The sequence below is a fragment of the Quadrisphaera sp. RL12-1S genome (assembly GCF_014270065.1).
Classification (GTDB): domain Bacteria; phylum Actinomycetota; class Actinomycetes; order Actinomycetales; family Quadrisphaeraceae; genus Quadrisphaera.
The window spans coordinates 111,378-136,439 of record NZ_JACNME010000002.1 but is presented as its reverse complement, the minus strand read 5'-3'; the positions used below and the strand labels follow the sequence as shown (position 1 = coordinate 136,439).

Here is a 25,062-nt window from a genome sequence, read left to right as displayed (position 1 = left end):
GCCCCTCCCCGGCGGGGCGGGGCGTCCTCCGGACGGGTGGCGGGCCGCGTCCGGTCGGGGCACAGGGGCCCCGGTGGGCCTCAGCCGCAGCGCGCCGGACGCCGACCCGTGGACCATGCCGCTGATCACCCTGCGCCCGGCGCCGTCCGGAGCGACGCCGCTCACGACGTCCACGGCGTCCGTGCTGCGCCACCTCGACGCCGTCCTGGCCACCACCCTGCTGCGGACCGCCGCGCCGGCGCTGGAGGGCGCCGGCCCGGTGGTCCTGCTGGCCGAGGGCCGCGACGGGCGCCGGGTCAGCGGCACCGCGCGCGAGGTGCTGGTCACCGACCCCGGCGCCGCGCTGCTCGTGGTGACCGGTGACCGCACGCGCCCGCCGTGGGTGGACGAGCTGGAGGGCGCTCCCGAGCCGGAGGTCGCTGGCGCTGGCACTGCGCAGCGGCCGCGGGTCGCGTGGTGCTCCTCGGCGCACCTGGCCGGCGTGGTCGACCTCGCCCTGGCCGACGGGCTCCCGCAGGCGCGGGCCACCCAGCACGCCCGCGAGCTGCTCACCGAGCTGCTGGCGTACTGGGACGCGCACGGCCTGCGCTCCCTGCACGACACCGTGGTGGTGGCCGGGCGCACCGCGTGGCCGGAGTACCTGCGCACCGGCGCGGTCATCACCCCGCCCGGCCGGGAGCTGCGCGGCGGCACCACGCACGTCGGCTTCTCCGTGGAGGGAGAGCTCACCGGTCTGGTCCCCGCCGTGGAGGCCGTGCACACCGGGGTGCGCTTCACCCCCGCCAGCGCCGACCGGCACCGCGAGCGGGGCCAGGGCCAGCTGGCGGCCGTCATCGACACCTGCTTGGCGGACCACACCCGCACCGAGGGCGCCGTCTACGACGTGGTGCTGCTCAGCGCCCCCTGGGCCGACAGCACCGTGCACCTGGGTGCGGGCGTGCCCGACACCGGCAGCACCGGACGCCGCGCGGGGTGGGCCCAGGCCCGCCGCTACGCGCACCTGGAGGACCTGCGCGCCGCCTCCTCGGCCGTGGCGGCCCAGTCCGGCCCGACCAGCGCGTCAGACGGGTCAGACGGGTCAGACGAGACCTGACCCGGCAGGGCGGGCGGCGGCGCGGGCAGCGGTGCGGGCACCGGCCAGCGGGCCGACCCGGCGCAGCACGGCCTGCGCCGCGCACGGCCACGTCCGCTGCAGCCGCCCGCGCGCCAGCTGCGCGTCCAGCGCCGCGGCCAGCTCCTCGCGGGCGGTCGGCCACGGCACCCCCGCGCGCTCGGCGAGCACGCCGGCGTTGGCGCGCCCGTGCCCGGGGATGCTGCGGTAGGTCACCGCGGGCAGCCCCGCCACCAGCGCCTCGGTGACGGCGAGTCCCCCGGCGTTGTGCACCAGCACGTCGGCCAGCTGCATGAGCCGGTGGACGTCAGAGCGCCACCCGAGCGCCACCGCCCCGGGCACGGCGGCGACCCGGCGCCGCAGGGAGGCGTTGCGCCCGCAGAGCACCAGCGGGGTCCACCCGGCGGCCGCGACGTCGCGCGCGGACGGCACCACGGCGCCCATGCCCAGCGACCCGGTGGCGAGCAGCGCCACCGGCCTGCCGGTGCCCCGGCCCCGGTGCGGGCCCACTGCCAGGCCCAGCTCCGCGCGCAGCGCCACCAGCTCCGGCAGCGCGGGGCGCTCGGCGAACCGCGCCGGCACCAGCGGGCCGGCCACCTCGAACGGCACCCCGGACCGCTCCAGGTCCGGGTACTGCGCGCGGCCCTGCTCCGCGGTCGCCTCGGTGACGGTGAGGTGCGCCGCGGCGCGCGGGTGCAGCCACGAGGCGTGCACGGCGGGGTCGGTGCAGTAGGTCACGAACGGCACGGACAGGCGCCCGGCGTCGGCCTCCTGGCCGAGCAGCTGGCTCGACAGCGGGTACGTCGAGACGACGACGTCGGGGCGCACCTCCTCCAGCCACGCCTGCAGCGCGCGCCGTCCCAGCGCGCAGACCTCCTGCTCCACGCGCCACACGACCCCGCGGTGCTCCATGCCGCGGAAGACCGCCTCGAACAGGTGCGGTGCCCGCGCCACGGCCACCGCGTACCCGTCGCGCAGGAACAGCTGCGCGGCGCGCGGGAGCCCGTCGAGCAGGTCGCGCACCTCCGCCACCGCGCCCCGGGCCCGCAGGCGCGCGGCCAGCTCGGCGGCGGCGCCGTCGTGCCCGGCGCCCACGCTGCCGGTGAGCACCAGCACCCGCGGGGCGCGCACCGCACGGGCGGAGGGCAGCGAGCGGGCGGGCGGTGCGGAGCGGCCGGGCGGAGCGGAGGGCGCGGCGGGGAGCAGGCCCGAGGGCGCTGCGGTCATCGAGGGTCCTCACGTCGGGCCGGGCGGTTCCCCCCGACCCTGCCCGCACCCGAGCGGCCCGCCGCCCCCGCGCGGGCGCACGCCAGGTGAAGGTCCGGCGAACAGCTGGCCCGCCCCAGGCCACCCCCACGCGTCGGTGGCGCCGCCACCGGCCGCGGCCAGGGATGCTGGGCGGGTGGTCGCGGCGCTCCTCGGGCTCGCGGCGGCGGCGGCCCTGGCCGGCGCGGCCGTGCTCCAGCACGACGCCGCCTCGACGGCCCCCGCGCCGCGCGGCTTCGGCGCCGGTGTGCGGCTGCTGGGGCGGCTCCTGCGCCGGCGGCGGTGGCTCGCCGGCCAGCTGCTGGGCGCGGGGGGCCTGGCGCTGTTCGCGGTGGCGCTGCACCTGGGCCGCGTGGTGGTGGTGCAGCCGCTGCTGGCCACCCAGCTGGTGTTCTCGCTGCTGCTCGCCGGGGCGCTGGCGCGCCGCCGCCACGGGCGCGCCGGCCTCGACGTCGCGCTGTGGGGCGCGGCGGCGCTCGTCGTCGGCGGTCTGGTGGTCTTCGGGCTGACGGCCCGGCCCTCGGTCGACCCCGACGGCACCGACGTCGGCGCCCTCCGGCTCACCTGGCTGCTCGGCTCGGCCGGCGCGGCGCTCGCCGTGCAGCTGGTGGCGGGGACGGTCGGCCACCGGCTGCGCGCGGGCCGCCGGTGCCTGCTGCTCGCGGTGGCCGCCGCGACGGGCTTCGGGGTGGACGCCCTGCTGCTCAAGGCCGTCGGCGCGCACGTCGCCGCGGGTGAGTGGCTGTCGTGGCCGCTGCTCGCCCTCGCGGTGCTCGCCCCGTCGTCGCTGGTGACGGCGCAGCGCGCGTTCCAGGCCGGTGCGGTGACCCAGGCGCTGCCGGCCATCGCGGCGCTGGAGCCGGTGGTCGCCATCACGCTGGCGGGCCCGGCGCTCGGGGAGCACCTCGCCAGCGGCGCCGGCTGGCGCGCCGGTCAGGCCGCCGGCCTCGCAGCGCTCCTGGTGGGGGTGGTGGTCCTCGCGCGCCGCGGCCCCTGGGCCACCGCGCCCCGCTCCCCCGCCACTCCCGCCACCACCGCCGACGACGAGGACGAGCGCGGCGAAGGCGGCCCCCGGCTGCGCCGAACGGGTGAGGACTCGCTGAGCCACCGCTGACCCGGCGGCAGCCCGCTCGAGCAGCGGAGGTGAGGGGCCGATGCCAGCGGGGTGACGGCTTCCGCTGGTGCCCAGCCCCTGCTCGCACCGGCCGGCGCCCCCAGCCCCCCGAGCACCCCGGGCATCGCAGGCACCCCGGGCATCGCAGGCACCCCGGTCCCGTCAGGCGCCCCGCGGCCGGCCGGTGCGTCCGCGATGGCGGCGGCGGTCACCGCGCAGCGCACCCCGGCGCAGGGCTCGGCGCTGCTGGGGGTGCTGCGCCGCGCGGTCGGCGCCGACCCGCTCGTGGGCGACGCGCTGGAGCACTACGTCGACGCCGTCGGCCAGCGCGAGGTCGGCCGGCGCCTGTCGGTGCTGCGCCACCGCAGCGGCCCGACCCCGCCGTGGCACCTCCTGCACGACCTCCCCCTCGGCGCGCTCGAGGGGGACCCCGCCGAGCGGGCCGACCACGTCCTCCTCGGGCCCGGTGGCGCCTACGCCGTGACCACGCTGCACCTGCCCGGGTCGCGGGTGCGCGCGGCGCGGACCGGGCTGGTGGTGGACGGTGAGCGCGCCGAGCACCTGCGGCGGGCGCAGCGGCGCGCCCGCGCGGTGCAGCAGCTCCTGGCGCGGGCCTGCGGGGTGGACGTGCCCGTCCGCGCCGTCGTCGTCGTCCTCGGGGCCGAGCGGCTGGCGCTGCCGCTGCGCACGGGCGACGTCGCCGTCCTGCGCGCCCCCGTGCTGGTGCGGTGGCTGCGGCGCCAGCCGCGGGTGCTGGACGCCGCCACGGCCGCGCGCCTGGCCACCGCCGCGCGCGACCTCCAGGCCGGCGCGGACCAGCCGGTCGGGCAGGCCGCCGACGCCTTCGAGGAGCTCCACGAGCGGGTCCGCGCCGCCGACCGCCTCCGCCGGGCGTGGTTCGTGGCGCTCGCCGTGGCCGGCTCCACCGGCGTCACCACCCTGCTCGCCGCCGTCAGCCCCTGACGGGCGGACGCTGCATCACAGGGGCACAGCGTCACAGCGTCAGCAGGCGCTCCAGCAGCACGGCCCCGAAGTCGCCGCCCACCTCCAGCGCCACGCGCGCGGCGCCGGGCCCGACGGGCGGGGAGCCGGGGAAGCCGTGGTAGAGCCCCCGCAGGTCCGCGATGGTCTGGCCGCGCCCGGGCCCGTCCGTGGCGTCCACCGCCACCGGCACCCGCGGCGCGAGGGACAGCCGCACGTCCCCGGTGGCCACGCCGGCGGCGAGGGGGTCGTGCAGCACCGAGCAGGGCCGCCCGAACCGCTCGGCGTAGAAGGCGAAGTAGAACTCCAGCACCTCGCCCAGCACCCGGGTGACGGGCGTGCCCGCGGCGAGCAGGGCCTGGCGGTGCTCCTCCTCGAACCGCTGGTGCATGGTCACGTCCAGCCCCACCACCGTGAGGTCGAACCCGGCGTCCACCACGCGCGCCGCGGCGAGCGGGTCGTTGTGGACGTTCGCCTCCGCCACGGCCGTGACGTTGCCCGGCGCCATCGCCGCCCCGCCCATGATGACGACCTCGCGGACCAGGCGCGGCAGCTCCGGCTCGAGCTCCAGCGCCAGCGCCACGTTGGTCAGCGGGCCGATGGCCAGCAGCCGCAGCTCACCGGCGTGGGCGCGGGCGGCGTCGACGAGGGCCTGCGCCGCGCTCGTGCCGCTGACCTCGGTGGCCGCCCGCGGCAGGGCCACACCGCCGGTGCCGTCCGCGCCGTGCACGTGCGGGGCACCGCCGGAGAAGGGGTGGTCGAGGAAGTCGTGCGCGCCCAGGTGCACCGGGACGTCCTCGCGGCCGAGCAGCGCCAGCAGGTCCAGGGTGTTGCGCGCCCCGGTGGCCGCGGCGACGTTGCCGCTGACGGCCCCCACCCCCACGAGGTCGACGCCGGGCGAGGCCACCAGCCAGGCGATGGCCAGGGCGTCGTCCACGCCGGTGTCGCAGTCGAGGAAGAGCGGGGCCGGTGAGGAGGACGACGAGTCGAGCACGCGCCCATGCTCCCAGCGCCACCACGCTGGCGGCGGCGGGCGGGTCGAAGTCCGGAGCCTGCTGCCGGCACCCGCCCGGCCGCCGTGTTACGTCTGTGGGTCGCGTGCGCGTCGCGGTCCCCACCCGGGCCCGCGGGCTCCTAGCGTCGGTGCACGGTCGAGCCGACCGCCGCCGGTCCGAGCCCCTGCGAGGTCCCCGTGGTGCCCCTCGAGTCCCTGTCGCTGCTGCCGGCCCCGGCGCGCCCCGCCCCGGTGCTCCTCGCGCCTCCGGACCGCACGCCCCTCGCCGACCTGCGGGCCTCCGCCGCCCTGGCGGCCGCCCGCGGCGGCGTGCCCGCCCTCGTGGCGCTCCTGTGGGACGACGACGACGCCCGCCGCGCCCGCCCCGCGCACCCGGTGCCCGCGCACGTGCGCCTCGACGGCCTGCAACTGGCCGCGCGGGCCGCGAGCGCGTGGCAGGCGCTGGCGGCGGACCAGCGCGACGACGACCTGTCGTGCGTCACCTCCGTGCTGCACACGGCGGGCTACGGCGCCCTGGCCGACGAGCTGACGGGTGGGCTGGCAGGACGGATCACCCTCGGGGGCAGCGCCTCCGGTGCCCTCCTGCCGCGGCAGCGGCGGACGCCCGCCCCGGCGCCGCTGGGCATGACGTCCCACCTGCTGGCGCTGGGCCGAGGCCACCACCTGCGGGTGGTGAGCTGGCACAACACCCCGCCGTCGCGGCGCGACCAGCTGCGCGCCGAGCTGGCCGCGCTGCAGCTGCGCTACCGGCTGTGGACCCTGGCGGACCTGGAGGCCGTCACCGCCACCGGCACCTGGCCGGGCAGCGCTGACGGTGACGAGCGCCCGGGCCTGCTGCCGGTCTTCTACGAGGGGTACCGCGCCAGCGCCGAGGTGGCCGCGCCGGTGTGCGAGGAGCTGGGCATCACGGGGTGGTTCGGGGTGTGCACGGGCTTCGTGGGCTGCCCCGCCGACCAGCAGGAGCTGTACGCCCGCTCCCACAAGATCGTGCTGCTGCCTGAGGACCTCGCGGCCGCCAGCCCCGCCATGACGTGGGACCAGGTCGGGCATCTGGCCCAGCGGCACGTGGTCTTCGCGCACACCGCCTCGCACGCCGGTATCGAGGAGACACCCACCGAGGCCGACCTCGAGCGCGAGGTCCGCGCGCCCGCTGCGGCGCTGCGGGCGGCCACCGGCACCGACGCCGGCGTGTTCGCGTGGCTGCACGGCTCCCCCACGGGCATGAGCGCCCGCCACGACGCCGCGCTGCGCGCCGCGGGCTACCGCCACCTCCTCAGCGCCACCGCCGTCCACCGCCTCTGAGGACGTGTCGAGGGTCCCCTCAGCAGGGTCGGGTGCCGGCCCTCGGTCGTGGTGTTCCGAAGCCTCGGAGGATCGGCCCCTTGCGCGTGACCGGCTGGTCACGCTGAAGGGGCACATCCTCCGAGGTGCCCGACCGCAGCTCCCGCGGCTGCCGCGACCGGTTCCCGCGGTGGTCCTCGGCACGTCCTGGGGGCTCCCGGCCGGCGCCTAGCCTGGAGGGGTGAGCGCCTCCCCCGCGACGGCCGAGAAGACCGCTGAGACGACCCCGTTCGACCCCGCGTCCGTCCGCGGCGACTTCCCCCTGCTCGGCGTGGAGGTGGGCGGTGAGCCGCTGGTCTACCTCGACTCCGCCGCCACCTCCCAGCGTCCCCGCGCGGTGCTCGACGCCGAACGCGCCTTCCTGGAGACGGTGAACTCCGCCGTCCACCGCGGCGCGCACACCCTCGCGGCGGAGGCCACCGAGCTGTTCGAGGGCGCCCGCGAGACCGTCGCCGGCTTCGTGGGCGCGCCGCCGGAGCAGCTGGTGTGGACCTCCGGTGCCACCGCCGGGCTCAACCTCGTCGCGTACTCCCTCGGCAACGCCGCCGCCGGCCGCACCGTGCCGGGCCACGCCGCCCCCGGTCACCCCGACGCCGCCGGCCCGTGGGTCCCGGGCCCGGGAGACGAGATCGTCGTCACCGAGGCCGAGCACCACGCCAACCTCGTGCCCTGGCTGGAGCTGGCCGCGCGCACCGGCGCCTCGGTGAAGGCGGTCCCGGTCCGCGACGACGGCACGCTCGACCTCGAGGCCGCCGCCTCGCTGCTGTCGACGCGCACGGCCGTGCTGGCCTTCTCGCACGTCTCGAACGTGCTGGGCGTGGTGAACCCCGTCGAGCAGCTCGTGGCCCTGGCCCGCGAGGCCACCGGTGGACGGGCGCTGGTGGTGCTCGACGCGTGCCAGTCCGCGCCGCACCTGCCGCTGGACCTGCCCGCGCTCGGCGTCGACGTCGCCGTGTTCTCCGGCCACAAGGTGCTCGGCCCGAACGGCGTCGGTGCGCTGTACGGGCGTGCGGAGGTGCTGGAGGCGCTGCCGCCGTTCCTGCTGGGCGGCTCGATGATCACCACGGTGACGCTGGAGGGCGCGGAGTACCTGCCGCCGCCGCAGCGCTTCGAGGCCGGCACCCAGCCGGTCTCCCAGGCCGTGGCGCTGGCCGCCGCCGTCGACTACCAGCGCGCCCTCACCGACCGCGTCGGCGCGACCGCGCTGCTCGAGCACGAGCGCGCCCTGGAGCGCCGGCTGCGTGAGGGCCTGCGCGGGATGCCCGGCGTCCGCCTCCTCGGTGACGCCGGTGAGGGCGTGGAGCGGGTCGCGCTGCAGGCGTTCGAGGTCGACGGCGTGCACGCCCACGACGTCGGCCAGCTGCTCGACGCCCGCGGCGTGGCGGTCCGCGTGGGCCACCACTGCGCGCAGCCGCTGCACCGCCGCTTCGGGATGACGGCGAGCGTGCGCGCCAGCGCCGCGCTCTACACGAGCTCGGACGACGTCGACGTCTTCCTCGACGCGCTCTCCGGCGTGCGCGCCTACTTCGGGGTGGCCTGAGGTGGCCGGGCTCGACGCGCTCTACCAGGAGGTGGTCCTCGACCACGCCAAGCGCCGGGTCGGTGCCGCCGACCTGTCCGCGGTCCCCGAGGGCGCTCGCAGCGCGACGTCGCACCAGCGCAACCCCGTCTGCGGTGACGAGATCACCCTGCGCGCCGCCCTCGACGGCGAGGGCGACGGCGAGGTGGTCACCGACCTCGCCTGGGAGGGCCTGGGCTGCTCCATCTCGCAGGCCTCCGCCTCGATGCTCACCGAGCTGGCCCGCGGGACGACGACGGCGGAGGTCGCGCGGCTCACCGGCGGCTTCCGCGAGGCGATGCGCTCCAAGGGCAGGCTCCCGCTCGAGGAGGAGGAGTTCGGGGACGCCGCCGCCCTGTCCGGCGTCTCGAAGTTCACCGCTCGCGTGAAGTGCGCGATGCTCGCGTGGGTCGCCCTGGAGGACGCCGTGCGTCGCGCCCGTCCCCCGGTCGGCTGAGCCGACCAGCCGCGGCGGTCGGCCGGACGGGAAAGGCCCTCGCCTGACCGGGGGGTGATCACCTAGCGTCCGCCGGGTGAGCGCCGAGCAGGTCGAGCTGCAGCAGCTGGTCGTCGACGGGGTCCGGGTCTTCCACCTGCCCGGGGGGTCCAAGACCCGGGCCACCCTGTACTTCGGGGTGGGACTGCGCGACGAGACCTTCGAGACCGTGGGTCTGACCCACCTCGTCGAGCACCTCGTGACGGCGAGCCTTCCCGCGTCCCGCCTCGAGGCGGAGACCGGCGTGACCGTCGACCACACCGCGTTCTCCGCGTACGGCCGCCCCGAGGAGGTCGGCGTCTTCCTGCGCAGGGTCTGCGAGGCGCTGGCCGACCTGCCGCTCGACCGCCTCGAGCGGGAGAAGGCTGCGCTCGCCGCGGAGGGCACGGCGGGGGCGGACCCGAGCATGGCGGCGGCGTGGGCGGCCCGCTACGGCTTCACCGGTCCCGGCCTGGCCCTCACCGACGGGTACGGCGTGGAGTCGCTCACCGCGGAGGAGGTCCTCGCCCACGCGGCGGAGCACTTCAGCGCGGGGCGGGCCGCACTCGGCGTGCTGGGCCCGCTGCCCGAGCAGCTGGCGCTGCCGCTGCGTCCCGACACGGTGACGTCCCCGTCCCCGCACCGCCACCCGCAGCCGCGCCTCGGTGACGGTCCCGAGTGGCTGGAGGGTCCGGTCTCCGGCGTCGCCCTGCTGCTGGACGGCTTCGCGCCGTACGACCGCGCAGCGGACGTCGCCTGGTCGGTGCTCTGCGAGCGCCTGCGCGACGTGGCACGCACCGGGCGCGGCCTGACGTACTCGGTCGTCTCCGAGATGCTCGACGGGGCCGACGGTGACGTGTTCACCCTCGCCCTCGACGTCCTGGAGGACCGGGGCGCCGAGGTGGCCGCCCTGGTGTGGGAGCAGCTGGCCGACCTCGTCGCGAACGGCCCGACCTCGGCCGAGCTCGACCACGCCGTCACCGGCGACGCCGCGGAGCTGGACGCCGCGGACGAGGACGTCGCCCGGAACGAGCCCTTCCGGTGGGCCTTCAACACCGTGCTCTACGGGCGCGTTCGGCCGCTGGAGGAGGTCCGCGCCGCCCTGGACGGGGTGACGGGCGAGGCCGTGCGCGACCGCCTCGCGCAGGCCGCGCGGAGGGCGCTCCTCCTGGTGCCCGAGGACGTCCGGCTCCCCGACGCGGCGCAGCAGGCGGCGCCGATCACCGAGCGGCGGTGGTGCGCGGAGGTCCCCGCCCTCCCGCCGGGCCGCCGCCTGCGGCCGCCGCTGCTGGACCGGCTGCGCTGGAAGGTCGCCCGGCGCGGGGTCGTGCTGTCGCAGGAGTCGATCGCGCTGCAGGACGAGGACGACGTGGTGCACGAGGTCCGCTGGGACGAGGTGGCGAGTGTCAGCGAGCTGCCCCACGCCGACGGCGGCCTCGTGGTGCTGGGGCAGAACCTGTGCCTCATCGCCGTGCACCCGCGCTCCTGCGGCCAGGAGGCCTACGACGAGGTGGTGCGCCGCCTGGCGCCGAAGGTGGAGCGGCTCCGGCGGGTGCAGGGCGCGCGGGAGCAGGGCGCGCGGGAGCAGGCCGCACCGACCCAGCACGTCCCGGAACAGCTGGTCCCGGCCCAGGGCGGTGCCTCGTGAGCGCCGAGCCGCTGGAGGAGCAGGTGGAGGCCGAGCCGCAGCCCGCGTCCGGGCCGCGCGAGCTGGTGGTCGACGGCGTCCGGGTGTTCCACCAGCCCGGCCCGTCCAAGACCCGCGCCGTCCTGTTCTTCGGGGTGGGGCTGCAGGACGAGTCCTTCGAGACGATCGGCCTGACCCACCTCGTCGAGCACCTCGTCATGGCGCAGCTGCCGAAGTCCCACCTCGACGCGAACGCCACGGTGACCGTCGACCACACCGCCTTCTACGCCCACGGCCGCCCCGACGAGGTGGGCGCCTTCCTGCGCCGGGTGTGCACCGCCCTGGCGGACCTGCCGCTGGACCACCTCGACCGCGAGAAGGACGTGGTGGCCACCGAGGCGAGCGTCGGCGCCGACCTGACCACGGCGGCGGCGTGGGCGGCCCGCTACGGCTTCGCCGGTGCCGGCCTGGTGGTCACGCCGGGCTACGGCCCGCTGGTGCACACCGCGCAGGGCGTGGCCGCGCACGTCGCCGCCCACTTCACCGCCGGGCGCGCGGCGATCGGCGTCCTGGGGCCGCTGCCCGAGGGGCTCGAGCTCCCGCTGCGCCCCGGCGGGCCCTCCCCTGCGGACGCCTCGGCACCGCGCCGGTTCCCGCGGCCTCGGCTCGGGGACGGGCCGGAGTGGGTGGAGGACGCCCCCTCGCCCGGGGTGGCCCTGCTGCTCGACGGCCTCGACCCCGACGACCACGCGGTCCGCGTCGCCCAGACGCTGCTGGCCGAGCGCCTGGAGGAGGTCGAGCGGAACCACGCGGAGCTGACCTTCTCGGTGGTGTCCGAGACCGTCGACGGCCCTGACGGTGACGTCTTCACCCTCGCCGTCGACGGTCCCGAGGACAGCGCCGGCGAGGCGGCCCGCCTGGTCTGGGAGCAGCTGGGCGACCTCGCCGCGAACGGCCCGGCGCAGGCCGAGCTCGACGACGTGCTGCGGGCCTACGCCGACCGCGTCGACCCGACCGACGAGGACGTCGCGGAGAACGAGCCGTTCCGCCTGGCGGCCGAGACCGCGATCGGTGTCGCGGCCGGGCGGCCGGGTGCCACCGCGCTGGCGCAGATCGCGGCGGGCGTCGCGCGGACCACGCGCGAGGACGTGCGCGACCTGCTGGCCACGGCTGCGCGCCGGGCGCTGCTGGTGGTGCCCGAGGGCGCGCGGCTCCCGGAGTCCGCGCAGCAGGTGGCGCCCATCAGCCGCAGGCCCTGGTGCCCTGAGGTGGCCGAGCTGCCGCCGGGGCGCCAGCTGCGTCCGCCGCTGTGGCGCCGGCTGGCGCGCACGTGCGCGGACCGCACGCTCGTGCTCGGCGAGCACAGCATCGCCCAGCGGGACGAGACGGGCATCGTGCACGAGGTCCGCTGGGAGGACGTCGTCGGCGTCGTCGAGAAGGACGGCGGCCCCGGCGTGGTCGTCCTCGGGCTGGACACGTGCCACATCTGGGTGCACCCGCACTGCTACGGGCGGCCCGTGCTGGAGGAGGTGCTGCGCCGGCTGGCCCCGCACACCGAGCGCATGCGCCGCGCTGTCGCCGGGCGCCGCTAGGTTCTCCCGCCATGACCCTCGACGCCACGGACCTGGCCCTCGTCCGCGCGCTCAGCGACCACGGCCGGGCCACCTTCGCCCAGCTGGCCGGCCAGACCGGCCTGTCCACGTCGGCCACGCAGGCGCGGGTGCGCCGCCTGGAGGCCGAGGGGGTCATCACCGGCTACCGGGCCGTGGTGGACCCGGAGGCCGTGGGCCAGCCGCTGGCCGCGTTCATCGAGATCACCCCGCTCGACCCGGCCCAGCCGGACGACGCGCCGCGCCGCCTGGAGCACCTGCCGGAGATCAGCGCCTGCTACTCGGTGGCCGGTGACGCCAGCTACCTGCTCATGGCGCGGGTGGCCTCGCCGCGGGCCCTGGAGGACCTGCTGCAGCGGATCCGCCAGGCGGCGTCGGTGCGCACCCGCAGCACGGTGGTGCTGCAGACGTTCTTCGAGCGCGCCACCGCCCCCGAGCAGTAGATCCGCCTCCACATCAAGCATCTGGCAGGCGATCGGCCTGCCTGACGCTTTCCAGGCGGGTCATCGACCTCTAGAGTCCCGGCATGGCCGTGATGACGCACACCACCACCAGCTCGACGATCGACCCCCGCGAGGTCCTGGCGTCGCTGTCGCGCCACCTCCTCGTGGACGGGTACGACCTCGTCGTCGACCTGGCCGGCTCCCACGGCTCCTGGCTGCGCGACGCCACCACGGGCCGCGAGCACCTCGACCTGTTCACGTACTTCGCGTCCAACCCGATCGGCACCAACCACCCCGGGCTCACCGACGACCCGGCCTTCCTCGCGAAGCTCCAGGCCACGGCCGTCCACAAGCCGTCCAACTCCGACATCTACACCACGCAGCTGGCGGAGTTCGTCGACACCTTCGCCCGCGTGGTCGGCCACCCGGACCTGCCGCACCTGTTCTTCATCGACGGCGGCGCCCTCGCCGTCGAGAACGCCCTCAAGGTCGCCTTCGACTGGAAGAGCCGCCTCAACGAGAGCAAGGGCCTCGACCCGGCGCTCGGCACGCAGGTGATGCACCTGGAGGGCGCCTTCCACGGCCGCTCCGGCTACACGCTGTCGCTGACCAACACCGACCCGAACAAGACCGCGCGCTTCCCGCAGTTCGGCTGGCCGCGCATCCCCGCCCCGCACACCGGCCTCGGCGACGACGACGCCGTCGAGCGCGCCGAGGACGCCGCGCTCGCCGCCGCCCGCGCGGCCTTCGCGGCCAACCCGCACGACATCGCCTGCTTCATCATGGAGCCGATCCAGGGCGAGGGCGGCGACCGCCACTTCCGCCCGCGGTTCCTGCGGCTCATGAAGGAGCTGTGCCACGAGAACGACGCGCTGTTCGTGCTCGACGAGGTGCAGACCGGCGTCGGGATGACCGGCACCACGTGGGCCTTCGAGCAGCTGGGCGTGGTCCCCGACGTCCTGTCCTTCGGCAAGAAGGCGCAGGTCTGCGGGGTGATGGCCGGCGGCCGCGTCGACGAGGTGCCCGACAACGTCTTCGCTGTGAGCTCGCGCATCAACTCCACCTGGGGCGGCAACCTCACCGACATGGTCAGGTCGCAGCGCATCCTCGAGGTCATCGAGTCCGAGGGCCTGGTGGAGCGCGCCGGCCTGCTGGGCGCCCAGCTGCTCACGCGCCTGGAGGACCTCGCCGCCCGCCACGCGGTGGTGACGCACCCCCGCGGCCGCGGTCTCATGTGCGCCGTGGACCTCCCCGACGCCGCCACCCGGAACGCGGTGGTCGCGGCGCTCAAGGACGAGGGCGTGCTCGTGCTCGGGTGCGGCACCCGCAGCCTGCGCTTCCGCCCGTCACTGGCGGTGACCCCGGACGAGCTCGACGCCGGTGTCGACGCCCTCGACCGCGTGCTCACCCGGCTCGCCGCCTAGCGTCGGGGCGGTGCGCGTCGAGCCCACCGTCCTGCCCTCCCCCGAGGCCCTCGGCGAGGCGGCCGCCGCCGTCGTCGTCGAGGGGCTCGCGGCCGCCCGCGCCCGCGGTGCCGACGCGTTCGTCCTCGGCTGCCCGACGGGGCGCAGCCCGGCCACCACCTACGCCGCCCTGGCCCGCCGGGTGGCGGCGGAGCGGCTCGACGTCAGCCGGCTCGTCGTCGTCCTCATGGACGAGTACCTGGTCCCCCCGCGCACCGCAGGAGGACGACGACGGGCCCGGGCTCGCGCTCGAGGACCCGGCCGCGCGGCACTCGTGCGCGCGGTACGGCCGGGAGGTGGTGCTCGAGCCGCTGCAGCGCGCCGCGGGCGCCGGGCGCGGCCCCGCCGACGACGCGCTGTGGCTGCCCGACCCCGCCGCTCCGGGTGGCCCGGCGGCGTACGACGCGCGGATCGCCGCCGTGGGTGGCGTCGACCTGTTCCTGCTGGCCAGCGGCGCGAGCGACGGCCACGTGGCGTTCAACCCGCCGGGCACGCCGCCCGACGCGGTGACCCGGGTGGTGGAGCTGCCGGACAGCACCCGGCGCGACAACCTCGGCACGTTCCCGAGCTTCGGCGGGGACCTGGCGAACGTGCCGCGGCACGGGGTGAGCGTGGGCGTGGCGACCCTCCGCGACCTGTCGCGCTCGGTGCTCATGTTCTGCCACGGCGCCGGCAAGGGCGCCGCGGTGGCGCGGCTGACCGCCGCCGAGCGCTACGACCCGGCGTGGCCGGCCACCGTCCTGTCCGACTGCGCGGCCCCGCGCCTCCTCGTGGACCGGGCCGCCGCCTCAGCGGCCCGGTCCAGCGGGACGGGTCACGAGGCCAGCGCCTCCGCGTAGACGGCATCGATCTGAGCGGTGTCGGCCTCGCGCAGGTTGAACATCGTGAAGTGGCCCCACACCGAGCCGATCTCCTCGTACCTCGCGCCGGGGATGCGCTCGGCGTCGGCGCGGACGTCCTCGGGCGGGAAGAACAGGTCTCCCGTGAAGGCGACGTCGGTCACCCGCGCGGTGATCCGCGCCGCGGCGGCGTCCAGGTCTCCGCCGTGGTCGGCGGACACGTCGCTCGTGGCCCACTTGTGCGCCTGGCAGAGCAGGTCGTTGGGGTCCATGGGCAGGAAGTACGCCTGCAGGAAGCCCTGCACGAAGCCGTCCCGCGAGGTGAAGCCCAGCTCGCGCCAGGCCTCCTGGCGGTACATGTGGGAGCTCGCGCCCATGAGCGCGAACGCCTGGGCGTGGCGGCGCAGGCCCACGTGCACGTCCGAGGCTCGCTCGTAGAACCCGCCGTTCCAGGCCGGGTCGCTGCGCAGGGCGTCGGTGTGGAGCTGGCAGAAGACGGTGCAGTGGTCGGGGTTGCGCAGCGTCGCGGCGAACGGTACCGCCCGTTCCACGAGGTCGGGGTAGCGCACCGCCCACTCCAGCGTCTGCTGCCCGCCCATCGACCAGCCACTGACCATCGCGAGCCGACTGATGCCGAGGTGGTCGGTGAGCAGCCGGTGCTGTGCGCGGACGTCATCGCTGATGGCCACCGGGGGGAAGGCGCCCCGGTCGTACGGCGGCGGCGTGGTGCTCGGCGACGACGACGTCCCGCTCCCCAGCTGCGCGGGCAGCACGAAGAAGTACCGCCTCGGGTCGAGGGGGCGGCCCTCGCCGATGAAGGCGTGCATGAAGTCCGCCGTCCCGGAGTACATGTGCGGCAGCAGCACGGCATTGCTGCGGGAGTCGTTCAGCGTGCCCGCCGTCTGGTACGCGAGCCGCGCCCCGGGGAGCACGTGTCCGCTGGCCAGGGGCAGGTCACCGAGGTCGAAGTACTGGTCGGGCACCGCAGGTCCTCCTCGTCGAGGGTCGGTCGCCCCCGATCCTGTCCGTCCCCGGACGGCAGCGGTAGGTGCTGCGCCGTCTGCCGGACGTGGGACATCGGGAGCCCGTGTCGGGGTCCACCGCCATGATGGGCGCGTGATGTGGCGCGGGTGGCCGGTGGTCCGCCGCCTGGAGTGGCGCACCGCGGTGCTGGCGCTCCTCGCGGCGCTCGCCGCTGCCTCGAGCGCGCTGGTGCTCACCGTGGACGTGGCCTCCGGCGGTGGGCTGGCGATCGCGCGCGGCGTGGTGGCGGGCACGTGCGCCGCGGCTGCCGCCGCCGCCGTCCACCTCGTGCGCCGCGGCCGCGTCGGTGACGCCGAGGCCGGGGTGCTGCTGCACTGCGGCGCCCTGGCCACCGCGGTGTCCGGCGTGGTGCAGCCCGACCTCGGGTGGCAGTGGCTCAGCGCGTCGGTGCTGACCGCGATCCCGGTGGTCGGGGTCATGCACCTGCGGCGGTGGGGCCTGGTCTCGCTGACCGCGCTGGCGTGCCTGGGGGCGCCGCTGGTGTTCGCCGCGTGGGAGCCGCCGTCGCTGCTCACCCTCATCGCCTCAGCGGCGATGGCCGCCGTGCCCGCGGTGGTGGTGGGCGTGGTGTGGGCGCTGGCGCAGCAGCTCGACGCGGCGCGGGCCGCGGCCGCCCGGGCGGCGGGGCTGGACGAGCTGACGGGCCTGCTCAACCGGCACGGGCTGGCGATGCGGGTGGGTCCGCTGGTGAGGGCGGCGTCGCGCGCAGGTGAGCACGTGTCGGTGGTGGTGGCCGACGTCGACCACTTCAAGCGCGTCAACGACACCCACGGCCACCTCGTCGGAGACCGCGTGCTCGTCGCCGTGGCCGACGCGCTGCGCGGCACCGTCCGCGAGGACGACCTGCTCGTCCGCTGGGGCGGGGAGGAGATCGCGCTGGTGGCCCGCGGGGAGGCGCGGCGCGTGACGCGTCTGGCGGAGCGGCTGCGGGTGGCGGTGGAGGCCGTCGACGAGCCGGGCCTGCCCCGCGTCACCGTCAGCCTGGGGACGGCGAGCACGCCCGCTCCGCCGCGCACCACCGACGGCAGCGCCTCGGAGCTGTCGGCGCGCCTGCTCGACCGCGCCGACGCAGCGCTCTACGAGGCCAAGCGCACCGGACGCAACCGCGTCTGCCACAGCGGGCCGCTCACCACGGTCGCCACGCTCGCCGACGAGGCGCAGCCGGCGCCGACAGCCGCCGCCGCTGCTGCTGCTGCTGCCACCACCGGGCCCGAGCCGTCCGTGGTGACGCTGCCCGCTGACCCGGTGGTCGCCCTCCCCAGCACCGCCGTGCCGCCCATCCCCTGACCCGCCCCGCCCCTGACCCGACGATCATGGCTCTGCGCGCCACCTCCGTGCGGGCAGGCTGACGTCCGGTGGGGAGCCTGGCGTCCGGGTCAGCGCCGCGATGCGGACGTCAGCGTGCCCACCGGACGCGACCCTGCCCAGCGGGGGCGCTCCGCGAGGGCGGCCTCGATCCTGTCCACGGCGTCGGCTGCCCGTTCGTGCTCCCACACCCGCAGGGGCAGCCACCCGGCCGCGAGCAGCTCGGCGTCGGTGCGAGCATCCCGCTCGCGGATGCTGGCGAGCTTCACCTCCCACCACGCGCGGTTGGCCTTCGGCACGTGCAGGTGGACAGGACAGGAGTGCCAGAAGCAGCCGTCGACGAACACCGCCACGCGCCGACCGCGCAGCACCACGTCCGCGCGGCGGCGCCGGCTGGTTCCGGCGGGGGTGGCGTCCACGAGGTAGCGGTGGCCGCGCCGGAACAGCTCGCGCCGGACGGCCAGCTCCGGGGCGGTGTCGCGTCGCCGGTTGGCCCGCATGGTGCGCGCCGCAGCCGGGGTGGACGGCGGCGGCGCCGGCGGCACGACGATCGGCCGCGTCCGCACCGGCCCGCCCGGGACCGGCCCGCCCGGGACCGGCCCGCCCAAAACCACCCCGTCCGCCACGCCGCTCACCCTGCCCGCCGCCTCTGACATCCGGCGTGTGAGGCGATCTCCGGCGGGTAGGGGACCCGTCGTGAGCGACACGACGCAGACCACCCAGCCGCTGGCCCAGCCCCGCGGCATCCACCACGTCCGCCTGTCGGTGACGGACATCGAGCGGTCGAAGGCCTTCTACACGGCGCTGGTCGGTGCCGAGCCCGCCGTCGACAAGACGTCCGAGCTCAGCAGCGACCCCGGCGCGGTGGAGGACCCGCAGAAGCTCTTCGGCGGCGCGGTCTTCGCCCTGGGCGACCAGATCCTGGGCCTGCGCCCGGTGCCGGGCGCCTCCGGGCAGACGTTCAGCCCCGAGCGACCCGGCCTGGACCACATCAGCCTGGCCGTCGGCTCCCGCGCCGACCTCGACGCCGCCTCGGCCCGCCTGGCCGCCGCCGGCATCGAGCACGGCGAGGTCATCGAGATCCCCGCGCAGGAGATGGCCGTCCTGAGCATCCAGGACCCCGACGACATCAACCTCGAGCTCACCGCCCCGCTGGGCTGACCCGCCCGGCCGCCGTCGTCGTCCTGGCTCCCCGGAGACCAGGACGACGACGGCGAGGGCCGTCAGGCGTGGTTGCCGTGCAGCACCTGGTCCGCGGGCCCGAGCCTGTCGGACGCGGTCATCTTCTGGTGCCAGTAGGGGTACTGCAGGGGCGGCCGGCTGACGGACTCCAGGGCCGCGACCTCGTCGTCGGTCAGCTGCAGCGAGGCCGCCGCGAGGTTGTCGGCCAGCTGCTCCTCGGTGCGGGCGCCGAGGATCACCGAGGTGATGGTGGGGCGGGTCAGCAGCCACGCCAGCGCCACCTGCGCGCCGGAGACGCCGCGGCCGGCGGCCACCTCGCGCAGCACGTCGATGGTGGCGAAGAGCCGGTCGGGGGTGTTCACCGGCGGCTCGTGCCAGTCACCGAGGTGGCGTGAGCCCTGCGGGCCCTGGACCTGGCCGTCGGCGCCGCGCGTGTACTTGCCCGACAGCAGCCCGCCGGCGAGCGGGCTCCAGACGAGCACGCCCAGGCCCTGGTCGGCGGCGAGCGGCAGCAGCTCGTTCTCCGCCTCGCGGCTCTCGAGCGTGTAGTAGATCTGCTGGGCGACGGGGCTCACGAGCCGGTCGCGCTCGGCCGCACCGAGCATCTTCATGAGGTGCCACGCGGAGAAGTTGGACACCCCGACGTAGCGGACCTTGCCGGAGTCGACGAGGTGCTGCATCGCCGCGAGGGTCTCCTCCACCGGCGTCTGCCCGTCCCACTCGTGCATCTGGTAGAGGTCGATGTGGTCGGTGCCGAGGCGGCGCAGGCTCGCCTCGCAGCCGCTGATGACGTGGTGGCGCGACAGGCCGCGGTCGTTGGGCCCGTCCCCCATGGGGAAGCGGACCTTAGTGGCGATCAGCCAGTCGTCGCGCTGACCCGCGAGGGCCTTCCCGACGATCTCCTCCGACAACCCCGTCGAGTAGGCGTCAGCGGTGTCCACCAGCGTCACGCCGGCGTCCTTCGCCATCGCCAGCTGGCGCTGCGCGCCGTCCAGCTGCGTGTTGCCGAAGGCCGCCAGGCCGCCGCCGAAGGTGGCCGTCCCCATGGTCATCGTCGAGACCTTCAGGCCCGACCGTCCGAGCGCTCGCTGCTCCATGCCGTCCAGCCTCGCAGGTGGCCCAGATCACCCCGCGCGGCAGGTGGCCGCGACCACACCGAGGACTGAACGGCGTCGAACAGGTGTTGACACCAGTGGGCGGGCCGTACCGGCCGTCCAGCACCAGCCACCTGAGGGGGCGCACGAGAAGGTGAGCACCGCGAGCACACGCCGCAGCACGAGGACGAGCACGACGGCGACCAGCAGCACGAGCAGCACGAGCAGCACGACGAGCCGGGGCAGCAGCACGGCGCCCGTCCGGAGCGTCGAGACCCCGGTCCGGCCCCTGCCCTCGCCGTCGCAGCTGCACCTGCCGGCCAAGCCCGTCTCCGACCGCATGCGCACCACGGTCACGGCCGCGGCGATGCGCGAGACGATCGCGGAGTGGCTGGAGGACGCCGGCCCCCTCGGCCCGAAGGCGCTGCGCGACCTCGCCGTGGCCGCGCACGTCCCCTACGACGTGGTGCGCGGCATGACGCGGCGCGAGGCCACCGGCACGGTGCCCGCGGGCCTGGCCGCGAGGCTGCTCTGGGCCATGGGTGAGCCCCTGCGCCCCGACCTGCGCCAGGCCCTGGCCGAGGACCTCGCCGTGGAGGCGTCCGCCGCCTGAGGCTCAGCCCCGTCCGAGGGTCAGCGGCGCGGCTGGCCCTTGGCAGGGCGCGGCTCGCGCTGGGGCAGCAGGGCCTGGCGCTGTCGACGGCGCTCGCGCAGCCGCGCCAGCAGCTCAGCCCGGTACTCCTCCTGGAGACCGGGCTGACCTGCGCCCGCACCGCCGACCGCGCTGACCCCGTCCACCGCCATGGTCGGGAAGTGCCCGGTGTCATCGCCGCCCACACACCGTGAGCGGCGATGACACCCGGTCAGACCACGCGGTCGGCCGTGGCCGCGGTGCGCGACCTCAGCTGAGGGGCTTGGGCTGCTGCGCCGGGTCGTGCAGCTCGGCGGCCTCGAGCAGCGAGCGCACCGTCGCGGCGTCGGCCGGGGCGGGCGTGCTGACGTCGCCGTTGGTCGCGTACGGCATGACGTAGACCGGGCGGCCGTTCTCGGAGCGCCAGCTGCGCGCCAGGGGCCCGCCGTCCACCGCGTCGTAGCCGATGCTGTCGAGGAAGCGGGTGGCGGTGGCCTTCGCGTCGTCGTCGTCCCCGAAGATCGGCAGGGCCGCACGCGCCGGGTCACCGGCCGGCGCGGACAGGGCGGCCAGCGCGACGAAGAAGATGTTGTTGAAGACCTTCACCACGGACGCACCGGCCAGGTGGCGAGCCACCAGCTCGCTGGTGGTCGCGCTGTGGTCGTCGAGCTCGGCGATCCGGCCGTCGCGGTCGGGGTAGTAGTTGTTGGTGTCCAGGACGACCTTGCCCGCCAGCTGCTCGGCGGGCAGCTCGCGGTAGTTCTTCAGCGGGACGGTGACGACGACGAGGTCGCCGGCCTGCGCGGCCTCGGCGGCCGTGGCCGCGCGGGCGCCCTCGCCGAGCTGGGCGACGAGGTCCGCGAGGGTCTCGGGGCCGCGGGAGTTGGCGATGACCACGCGGTGGCCCGCGTCGACCGCGAGCTTGGCGAGGGTGCTGCCGATGTTGCCGGCGCCGATGATGCCGACGGTCAGGCTGCTGGACCCGGGGGTCTCGGTGGTGCTCATGCGAGTGCCAACACCTCCCCGGACTGCGCCCTTCCCGGCGCGCCACCGGCAGCGACCAGCGCCGCGAAGGCTCCGCCGGAGGCCAGCAGCTCCGCGCGCGGGCCCTGCTCGACCACGCGGCCGCCGTCGAGCACCGCGATCCGGTCGGCGCCGGCCGTGGTGGACAGGCGGTGGGCGATCATGATCGTCGTCCGGCCGCGGCGGACCTCGTCGAGCGCGGCCTGCACGGCCCGCTCGGTGGTGTTGTCCAGCGCCGAGGTGGCCTCGTCGAGGACGAGCACCTTCGGGTCCCGCAGCAGCGTGCGGGCGATGGCGATCCGCTGCTGCTCGCCGCCGGAGAAGCGGTGCCCGCGGGCGCCGACGAGGGTGTCGTACCCGTCGGGCAGGGCAGCGATGACGTCGTGCACCTGGGCGCGGCGCGCGGCCTGCTCCACCTCGGCGTCGGTGGCGGACGGCCTGGCGTGCCGCAGGTTCTCGCGCACCGTGGCGTGCAGCAGGTACGTCTCCTGCGAGACCACGCCGACCACGGACGCGAGCGCCGCGAGGGACACCTCGCGCAGGTCCACGCCGTCCAGGAGCACCCGCCCGTGCGTCGGGTCGTGCAGGCGCGCGACGAGCGAGGCCAGCGTCGACTTGCCGGAGCCGGTGGCGCCGACCAGCGCCAGCGAGGTGCCGGCGGGGACCACCACGTCGACGTCGCTCAGCGCCGAGCGGTCGGCGCCGGGGTAGGTGAAGGAGACGCCCTCGAAGCGCACCTCGCCGCGCACGCGCGCGGCCTCCATCGGCACGGGGTGCTCGGGGTCGGCGATGTCGACGGCGAGGTCGAGGTACTCGAAGACGCGGCTGAACAGCGCCATCGAGGCGGTGAGCTGCACGCCCACGTCGAGCAGGCCCATGAGCGGCCTGAAGATCGCGGCCTGCAGGGCGGTGAAGGCGACCAGCGTGCCGACGGTCATCCCGCCGGAGGTGACGGGCAGCCCGGCGGCGAGGTAGATCGCGGCGGGGATGGCGGCGAACACCACGTTCATGGTGGCCATGCGCCACCGCCCGGCCAGGGAGGAGCGGACCTCGAGGTCCACCAGCTCCGCCGACGTAGCCGCGAAGCGCTGCGCCTGCGCGTCGGCGGTGCCGAGGGTCTTGGTGAGCAGCGCGCCCGAGACGGACAGCGACTCCTCCACCTGGTGTTGCAGGTCGGCGAGGCGCCGCTGCTGGGCGGAGGTGATGGAGCGGCGCAGCAGCGCCACGCGCCGGGTCAGCCACACCGCGGGCGGCAGCACCACGAGCGTGAGCAGCGACAGCCGCCACGACAGCGCCGCCATGGCCACCGCGGTGCCGACCACGGTGGTGGCGTTGGACGCCAGCGACGTCGCGGTGGAGGTCACCACGGACTGCATCCCGCCGATGTCGTTGGTGAGGCGGGAGGTGATCTCGCCGCCGCGGGTGCGGGTGAAGAAGTCCATCGACTGGCGCTGCAGGTGCGTGAAGACCGACGTGCGCAGCCGGTGCATGACCTGCTGGCCGACACCGGTGGAGATCCACGTCTGCACCACGCCCAGCAGCGAGGTGGTGGCGGCGACGGCCACCATGCCGGCCACGGCGAGGGCGAGCAGGCGCACGTCGGCGTGCGGCAGGGCGTCGTCGATGACCGTGCGGACCAGGAACGGCGTGGCCAGCGACACCACCGACGAGGCGACGATGAGGACGACGACGAGCGCGACCTGCCAGCGGTGCGGCGCGAAGAGGGAGGCGATGCGGCCCAGGGAGACGGGCGAGCGGCGGAGCTGCTCGCGGTCCGCGGGGTCGGTGCGCGCGGGGCCGCGGCCGCCGCGCGGGCCTCGGCCGCCGGGACCGCCGGGGTTACCGGGCGTGGTGGTGGGGACGGGTGGGCTGAGGGTGGGGCTCGACGTGGTGACCACGTCCTTCCGGTCGAGAGCGGGAACATTGCTGAGGTTACCTCACGAAGAGGTAAGCACAAGAGTGCGCGCTAGCATTCCCCGGTGACTCCCAGCGGCGGCCCCGAGGGCAGCAGCGCCGAGCTGGCCGACGCGCTGCTCGGTGCGGCACGGCACCTGCGCCGCGGGTTCCACAGCGCGCTCGAGCCCGCCGGGCTGTCCCCGCACCACGCCCGCGCGCTGCGGGTCCTCTCACGCGAGGACGGCGTCCGCGTCTCCGAGCTGGCGGCCGCGCTGCGCATCGCGCCGCGCTCGGCCACCGAGGTGGTCGACGGCCTCGCCGACCGCGGCCTCGCGCAGCGCCGCGCGGACCCGGCGGACCGGCGCGCCGTCGTCGTCGTCCTCACCGGCGCGGGGCAGGAGGCGGTGGCGCACGCGGAGCGGGCCCGGGCGCAGGCGGCGGCGGAGCTGTTCGGCGCCCTCTCCGACGGCGAGCGCAGCCTGCTGGCGTCACTGCTGCACCGCCTGGCCCCGCAGGAGTGACGGCGGGCGCTGCGGGGGCGGTCCGGGCCCGCTGCACCTAGCGTCGGCCTCCGAGGCCGAGCCCGCCGCCCCGACGCCCGCGACCGGGGAGGACGCCACCGTGGAGGACACGCGCAGGGAGCTCGGCGAGGGTGACGCACCCGTCGAGGACGAGATCGGCGACGCCTTCACCACCATCGTCGCCGAGGCCGCCACCACCTGAGAGGTTGCTGAGCCGTCGCTGGGGTGGTGCCGTTTTGGTGATGCTCGGCGCCGCAGGCCACCTACCGTCGTGGGGTGCCCTCCCACGCCGTGTCCGACGACGCCTCGCCGCGCGCCCGCATGCTGCGGCGCCGCCGCCGGACCCTGCGCATCGTGGGCGCGGTCGCGGCGGTGGTGGTGCTGAGCGGCGCCGCCACCGCGTACGGCGTGTACCGCCACCTCGACAGCAACATCACCAGCGCCGACATCAGCAGCCAGCTGGGCACGGACCGGCCCGCCGTGGTGGCCAAGGACGCCGAGAACATCCTCGTGCTCGGCTCGGACAGCCGCGCCGGCACCGGCACCGAGTACGGCGCCGACCTCACCACCGCGCAGTCGGACACCATGATGCTGGTGCACCTGTCCGCGGACCGGAAGTGGGCGGCGGCGGTGAGCATCCCGCGCGACTCGTGGACGTCCATCCCCAGCTGCACCGGCAGCGACGGCACCACCACCGGGCCCACCAAGGGCAAGATCAACGAGGCGTTCACCCTCGGGTCCTTGCACGGCGGCGCCGCCAGCGGCGCCGCGTGCTCCATCAAGACCCTCGAGGCCGCAACCGGGGTGCACATCGACCACTTCGTGGTGGTCAACTTCGAGGGCTTCAAGGACATGACCACCGCGCTGGGCGGCGTGCCGATCTGCACCACCCAGCCCGTGGTGGACCCTAAGGCCAACCTCGACCTGCCCGCGGGCCAGCACAAGCTCGAGGGCGAGCAGGCGCTCGCGTTCGTCCGCGAGCGCCACGCCATCGGTGACGGCTCCGACCTGGGCCGCATCAACCGCCAGCAGCAGTTTCTCGCCTCGATGGCCCGCACCGCGCAGAGCGAGCTCACCGACCCCACCGCGATGTACGGCTTCCTCGACGCCGCCACCAAGTCCATCACCACCGACTCCGGGCTGGGCAGCCTCACGTCGCTGGCGTCGCTGGCGGAGTCGGTGAAGTCGCTGCCGCCGAGCCAGCTGCAGTTCTTCACCGTTCCCAACTTCCCCCGCGGTGAGGTGGTGAAGTCCGACACGGCCAACGTGCTGTGGAGCCAGCCTGCCGCCGGGAACCTGTTCAAGGACCTCGCGGACGACGTCGACCCGACCAGCGCGGCGTCCTCGAGCGCCGCGTCGCAGCCGTCCGCGTCGCCGACCCCGTCCGCCAGCCCGTCGCACAGCAGCAGCAAGGGCTCCGGCCACCACCCGACGACGACGCCGAGCCCGTCCGCGTCCACGCCGTCCGCCCCGCTGACGCCGTCCCTGACCGGCTCGGACGACGCCTGCACCGTCACCTGAGC

At 76.2% G+C, this 25,062-nt stretch carries 24 protein-coding genes; 16 read left to right on the top strand and 8 right to left on the bottom strand.

All coding sequences use genetic code 11. The annotated features are described in order from the left end of the window. Window positions 1-73 precede the first annotated feature (73 nt). Complete coding sequence (locus tag H7K62_RS04135; protein ID WP_186716681.1) at window positions 74-1,093, top strand: hypothetical protein; 1,020 nt, start codon at window positions 74-76, stop codon at window positions 1,091-1,093. Here the strand turns inward: H7K62_RS04135 and H7K62_RS04130 are convergent. Next, a complete protein-coding gene (locus H7K62_RS04130) occupies window positions 1,079-2,338 on the bottom strand; it encodes an MGDG synthase family glycosyltransferase (protein WP_186716680.1) in 1,260 nt (419 codons plus the stop codon). The two genes, H7K62_RS04135 and H7K62_RS04130, sit on opposite strands and share 15 nt — an antisense overlap. 175 nt (window positions 2,339-2,513) lie before the next feature. Here H7K62_RS04130 and H7K62_RS04125 point away from each other — a divergent pair, with 175 nt between their 5' ends. Both H7K62_RS04125 and H7K62_RS04120 read left to right on the top strand, forming a co-directional pair. Beyond that, window positions 2,514-3,491 carry a DMT family transporter gene (locus H7K62_RS04125; RefSeq protein ID WP_186716679.1) on the top strand — a complete coding sequence of 326 codons (978 nt, stop codon included), beginning with the start codon at window positions 2,514-2,516 and terminating at the stop codon, window positions 3,489-3,491. A 51-nt stretch (window positions 3,492-3,542) separates the two neighbouring features. After that, window positions 3,543-4,454: an NERD domain-containing protein gene (locus tag H7K62_RS04120; protein WP_186716678.1), complete on the top strand. Its 912-nt coding sequence runs from the start codon at window positions 3,543-3,545 to the stop codon at window positions 4,452-4,454. A gap of 31 nt (window positions 4,455-4,485) precedes the next feature. Here the strand turns inward: H7K62_RS04120 and H7K62_RS04115 are convergent, their stop codons facing one another. Further along, window positions 4,486-5,466, bottom strand: coding sequence for a nucleoside hydrolase (locus H7K62_RS04115; protein ID WP_186716677.1), 981 nt, complete (start codon window positions 5,464-5,466; stop codon window positions 4,486-4,488). A 201-nt stretch (window positions 5,467-5,667) separates the two neighbouring features. Between H7K62_RS04115 and H7K62_RS04110 the strand changes: the two genes are divergently transcribed. The 8 genes from H7K62_RS04110 (at window position 5,668) to H7K62_RS21475 (ending at window position 14,843) form a co-directional block, all read left to right on the top strand. Further along, window positions 5,668-6,789: a polysaccharide deacetylase family protein gene (locus H7K62_RS04110; RefSeq protein ID WP_186716676.1), complete on the top strand. Its 1,122-nt coding sequence runs from the start codon at window positions 5,668-5,670 to the stop codon at window positions 6,787-6,789. A gap of 220 nt (window positions 6,790-7,009) precedes the next feature. Beyond that, complete coding sequence (locus tag H7K62_RS04105) at window positions 7,010-8,368, top strand: aminotransferase class V-fold PLP-dependent enzyme (RefSeq protein WP_186716675.1); 1,359 nt, start codon at window positions 7,010-7,012, stop codon at window positions 8,366-8,368. Window position 8,369: 1 nt separating this feature from the next. Next, the gene (sufU, locus tag H7K62_RS04100; RefSeq protein ID WP_186716674.1) at window positions 8,370-8,843 is read left to right on the top strand and encodes a Fe-S cluster assembly sulfur transfer protein SufU; all 474 of its coding nucleotides are present in this window, start codon (window positions 8,370-8,372) and stop codon (window positions 8,841-8,843) included. A gap of 76 nt (window positions 8,844-8,919) precedes the next feature. Beyond that, window positions 8,920-10,509 (top strand): M16 family metallopeptidase, encoded by a 1,590-nt coding sequence (locus H7K62_RS04095; protein ID WP_186716673.1) that lies wholly within the window; start codon window positions 8,920-8,922, stop codon window positions 10,507-10,509. Then, window positions 10,506-12,080, top strand: coding sequence for a peptidase M16 family protein (locus H7K62_RS04090; protein WP_186716672.1), 1,575 nt, complete (start codon window positions 10,506-10,508; stop codon window positions 12,078-12,080). Before H7K62_RS04095 ends, H7K62_RS04090 begins: the two co-directional genes overlap by 4 nt. An 11-nt stretch (window positions 12,081-12,091) precedes the next feature. Beyond that, the gene (locus H7K62_RS04085; protein ID WP_186716671.1) at window positions 12,092-12,541 is read left to right on the top strand and encodes an Lrp/AsnC family transcriptional regulator; all 450 of its coding nucleotides are present in this window, start codon (window positions 12,092-12,094) and stop codon (window positions 12,539-12,541) included. Window positions 12,542-12,633: 92 nt separating this feature from the next. Beyond that, the gene (gene lat / locus H7K62_RS04080; protein WP_370591632.1) at window positions 12,634-13,965 is read left to right on the top strand and encodes an L-lysine 6-transaminase; all 1,332 of its coding nucleotides are present in this window, start codon (window positions 12,634-12,636) and stop codon (window positions 13,963-13,965) included. A gap of 335 nt (window positions 13,966-14,300) precedes the next feature. Then, window positions 14,301-14,843, top strand: a complete 543-nt coding sequence (locus H7K62_RS21475) for a sugar phosphate isomerase family (RefSeq protein WP_222437069.1) — start codon at window positions 14,301-14,303, stop codon at window positions 14,841-14,843. Here H7K62_RS21475 and H7K62_RS04070 read toward each other — a convergent pair. After that, entirely contained in the window at window positions 14,819-15,826 is a 1,008-nt protein-coding gene (locus tag H7K62_RS04070) for an alpha/beta fold hydrolase (protein WP_222437068.1), read from the bottom strand. The two genes, H7K62_RS21475 and H7K62_RS04070, sit on opposite strands and share 25 nt — an antisense overlap. 136 nt (window positions 15,827-15,962) lie before the next feature. Between H7K62_RS04070 and H7K62_RS04065 the strand changes: the two genes are divergently transcribed. Next, window positions 15,963-17,174, top strand: a complete 1,212-nt coding sequence (locus H7K62_RS04065; RefSeq protein WP_255479609.1) for a GGDEF domain-containing protein — start codon at window positions 15,963-15,965, stop codon at window positions 17,172-17,174. An 89-nt stretch (window positions 17,175-17,263) separates the two neighbouring features. Here H7K62_RS04065 and H7K62_RS04060 read toward each other — a convergent pair whose 3' ends face one another. Continuing rightward, on the bottom strand, window positions 17,264-17,692 hold the full coding sequence (locus tag H7K62_RS04060) for a very short patch repair endonuclease (RefSeq protein ID WP_186717030.1): 429 nt from the start codon (window positions 17,690-17,692) through the stop codon (window positions 17,264-17,266). 196 nt (window positions 17,693-17,888) lie between these two features. Here H7K62_RS04060 and H7K62_RS04055 point away from each other — a divergent pair, with 196 nt between their 5' ends. Beyond that, window positions 17,889-18,353: a VOC family protein gene (locus H7K62_RS04055; protein WP_186716667.1), complete on the top strand. Its 465-nt coding sequence runs from the start codon at window positions 17,889-17,891 to the stop codon at window positions 18,351-18,353. Between the two features lie 62 nt (window positions 18,354-18,415). On the opposite strand, the gene H7K62_RS04050 is transcribed toward H7K62_RS04055, so the two are convergent. Continuing rightward, window positions 18,416-19,471, bottom strand: coding sequence for an aldo/keto reductase (locus H7K62_RS04050; RefSeq protein ID WP_186716666.1), 1,056 nt, complete (start codon window positions 19,469-19,471; stop codon window positions 18,416-18,418). 151 nt (window positions 19,472-19,622) lie between these two features. Here H7K62_RS04050 and H7K62_RS04045 point away from each other — a divergent pair, with 151 nt between their 5' ends. After that, window positions 19,623-20,081, top strand: a complete 459-nt coding sequence (locus H7K62_RS04045) for a hypothetical protein (RefSeq protein ID WP_186716665.1) — start codon at window positions 19,623-19,625, stop codon at window positions 20,079-20,081. A gap of 20 nt (window positions 20,082-20,101) precedes the next feature. Here H7K62_RS04045 and H7K62_RS04040 read toward each other — a convergent pair whose 3' ends face one another. The 3 genes from H7K62_RS04040 to H7K62_RS04030 all read right to left on the bottom strand — a co-directional run bounded on the left by H7K62_RS04040 (window position 20,102) and on the right by H7K62_RS04030 (window position 23,020). Next, window positions 20,102-20,305 carry a hypothetical protein gene (locus H7K62_RS04040; protein WP_186716664.1) on the bottom strand — a complete coding sequence of 68 codons (204 nt, stop codon included), beginning with the start codon at window positions 20,303-20,305 and terminating at the stop codon, window positions 20,102-20,104. Window positions 20,306-20,369: 64 nt separating this feature from the next. Further along, window positions 20,370-21,104 (bottom strand): NADPH-dependent F420 reductase, encoded by a 735-nt coding sequence (locus tag H7K62_RS04035; protein WP_186716663.1) that lies wholly within the window; start codon window positions 21,102-21,104, stop codon window positions 20,370-20,372. Continuing rightward, window positions 21,101-23,020 carry an ABC transporter ATP-binding protein gene (locus H7K62_RS04030; protein ID WP_186716662.1) on the bottom strand — a complete coding sequence of 640 codons (1,920 nt, stop codon included), beginning with the start codon at window positions 23,018-23,020 and terminating at the stop codon, window positions 21,101-21,103. Before H7K62_RS04030 ends, H7K62_RS04035 begins: the two co-directional genes overlap by 4 nt. 81 nt (window positions 23,021-23,101) lie before the next feature. Between H7K62_RS04030 and H7K62_RS04025 the strand changes: the two genes are divergently transcribed. Beyond that, window positions 23,102-23,539, top strand: coding sequence for a MarR family winged helix-turn-helix transcriptional regulator (locus tag H7K62_RS04025; protein WP_186716661.1), 438 nt, complete (start codon window positions 23,102-23,104; stop codon window positions 23,537-23,539). A 276-nt stretch (window positions 23,540-23,815) separates the two neighbouring features. Beyond that, complete coding sequence (locus H7K62_RS04020; RefSeq protein ID WP_186716660.1) at window positions 23,816-25,060, top strand: LCP family protein; 1,245 nt, start codon at window positions 23,816-23,818, stop codon at window positions 25,058-25,060. The last annotated feature ends 2 nt before the right edge of the window (window positions 25,061-25,062 follow it).

Coding starts and splice junctions, on each gene's coding strand:
- H7K62_RS04085 (WP_186716671.1), top strand. CDS start 12,092: ATGACCCTCGACGCCACGGACCTGGCCCTCGTCCGCGCGCTCAGCGAC.
- lat (WP_370591632.1), top strand. CDS start 12,634: ATGACGCACACCACCACCAGCTCGACGATCGACCCCCGCGAGGTCCTG.
- H7K62_RS04050 (WP_186716666.1), bottom strand. CDS start 19,471: ATGGAGCAGCGAGCGCTCGGACGGTCGGGCCTGAAGGTCTCGACGATG.
- H7K62_RS04065 (WP_255479609.1), top strand. CDS start 15,963: ATGTGGCGCGGGTGGCCGGTGGTCCGCCGCCTGGAGTGGCGCACCGCG.
- H7K62_RS04060 (WP_186717030.1), bottom strand. CDS start 17,692: ATGCGGGCCAACCGGCGACGCGACACCGCCCCGGAGCTGGCCGTCCGG.
- H7K62_RS04130 (WP_186716680.1), bottom strand. CDS start 2,338: ATGACCGCAGCGCCCTCGGGCCTGCTCCCCGCCGCGCCCTCCGCTCCG.
- H7K62_RS04035 (WP_186716663.1), bottom strand. CDS start 21,104: ATGAGCACCACCGAGACCCCCGGGTCCAGCAGCCTGACCGTCGGCATC.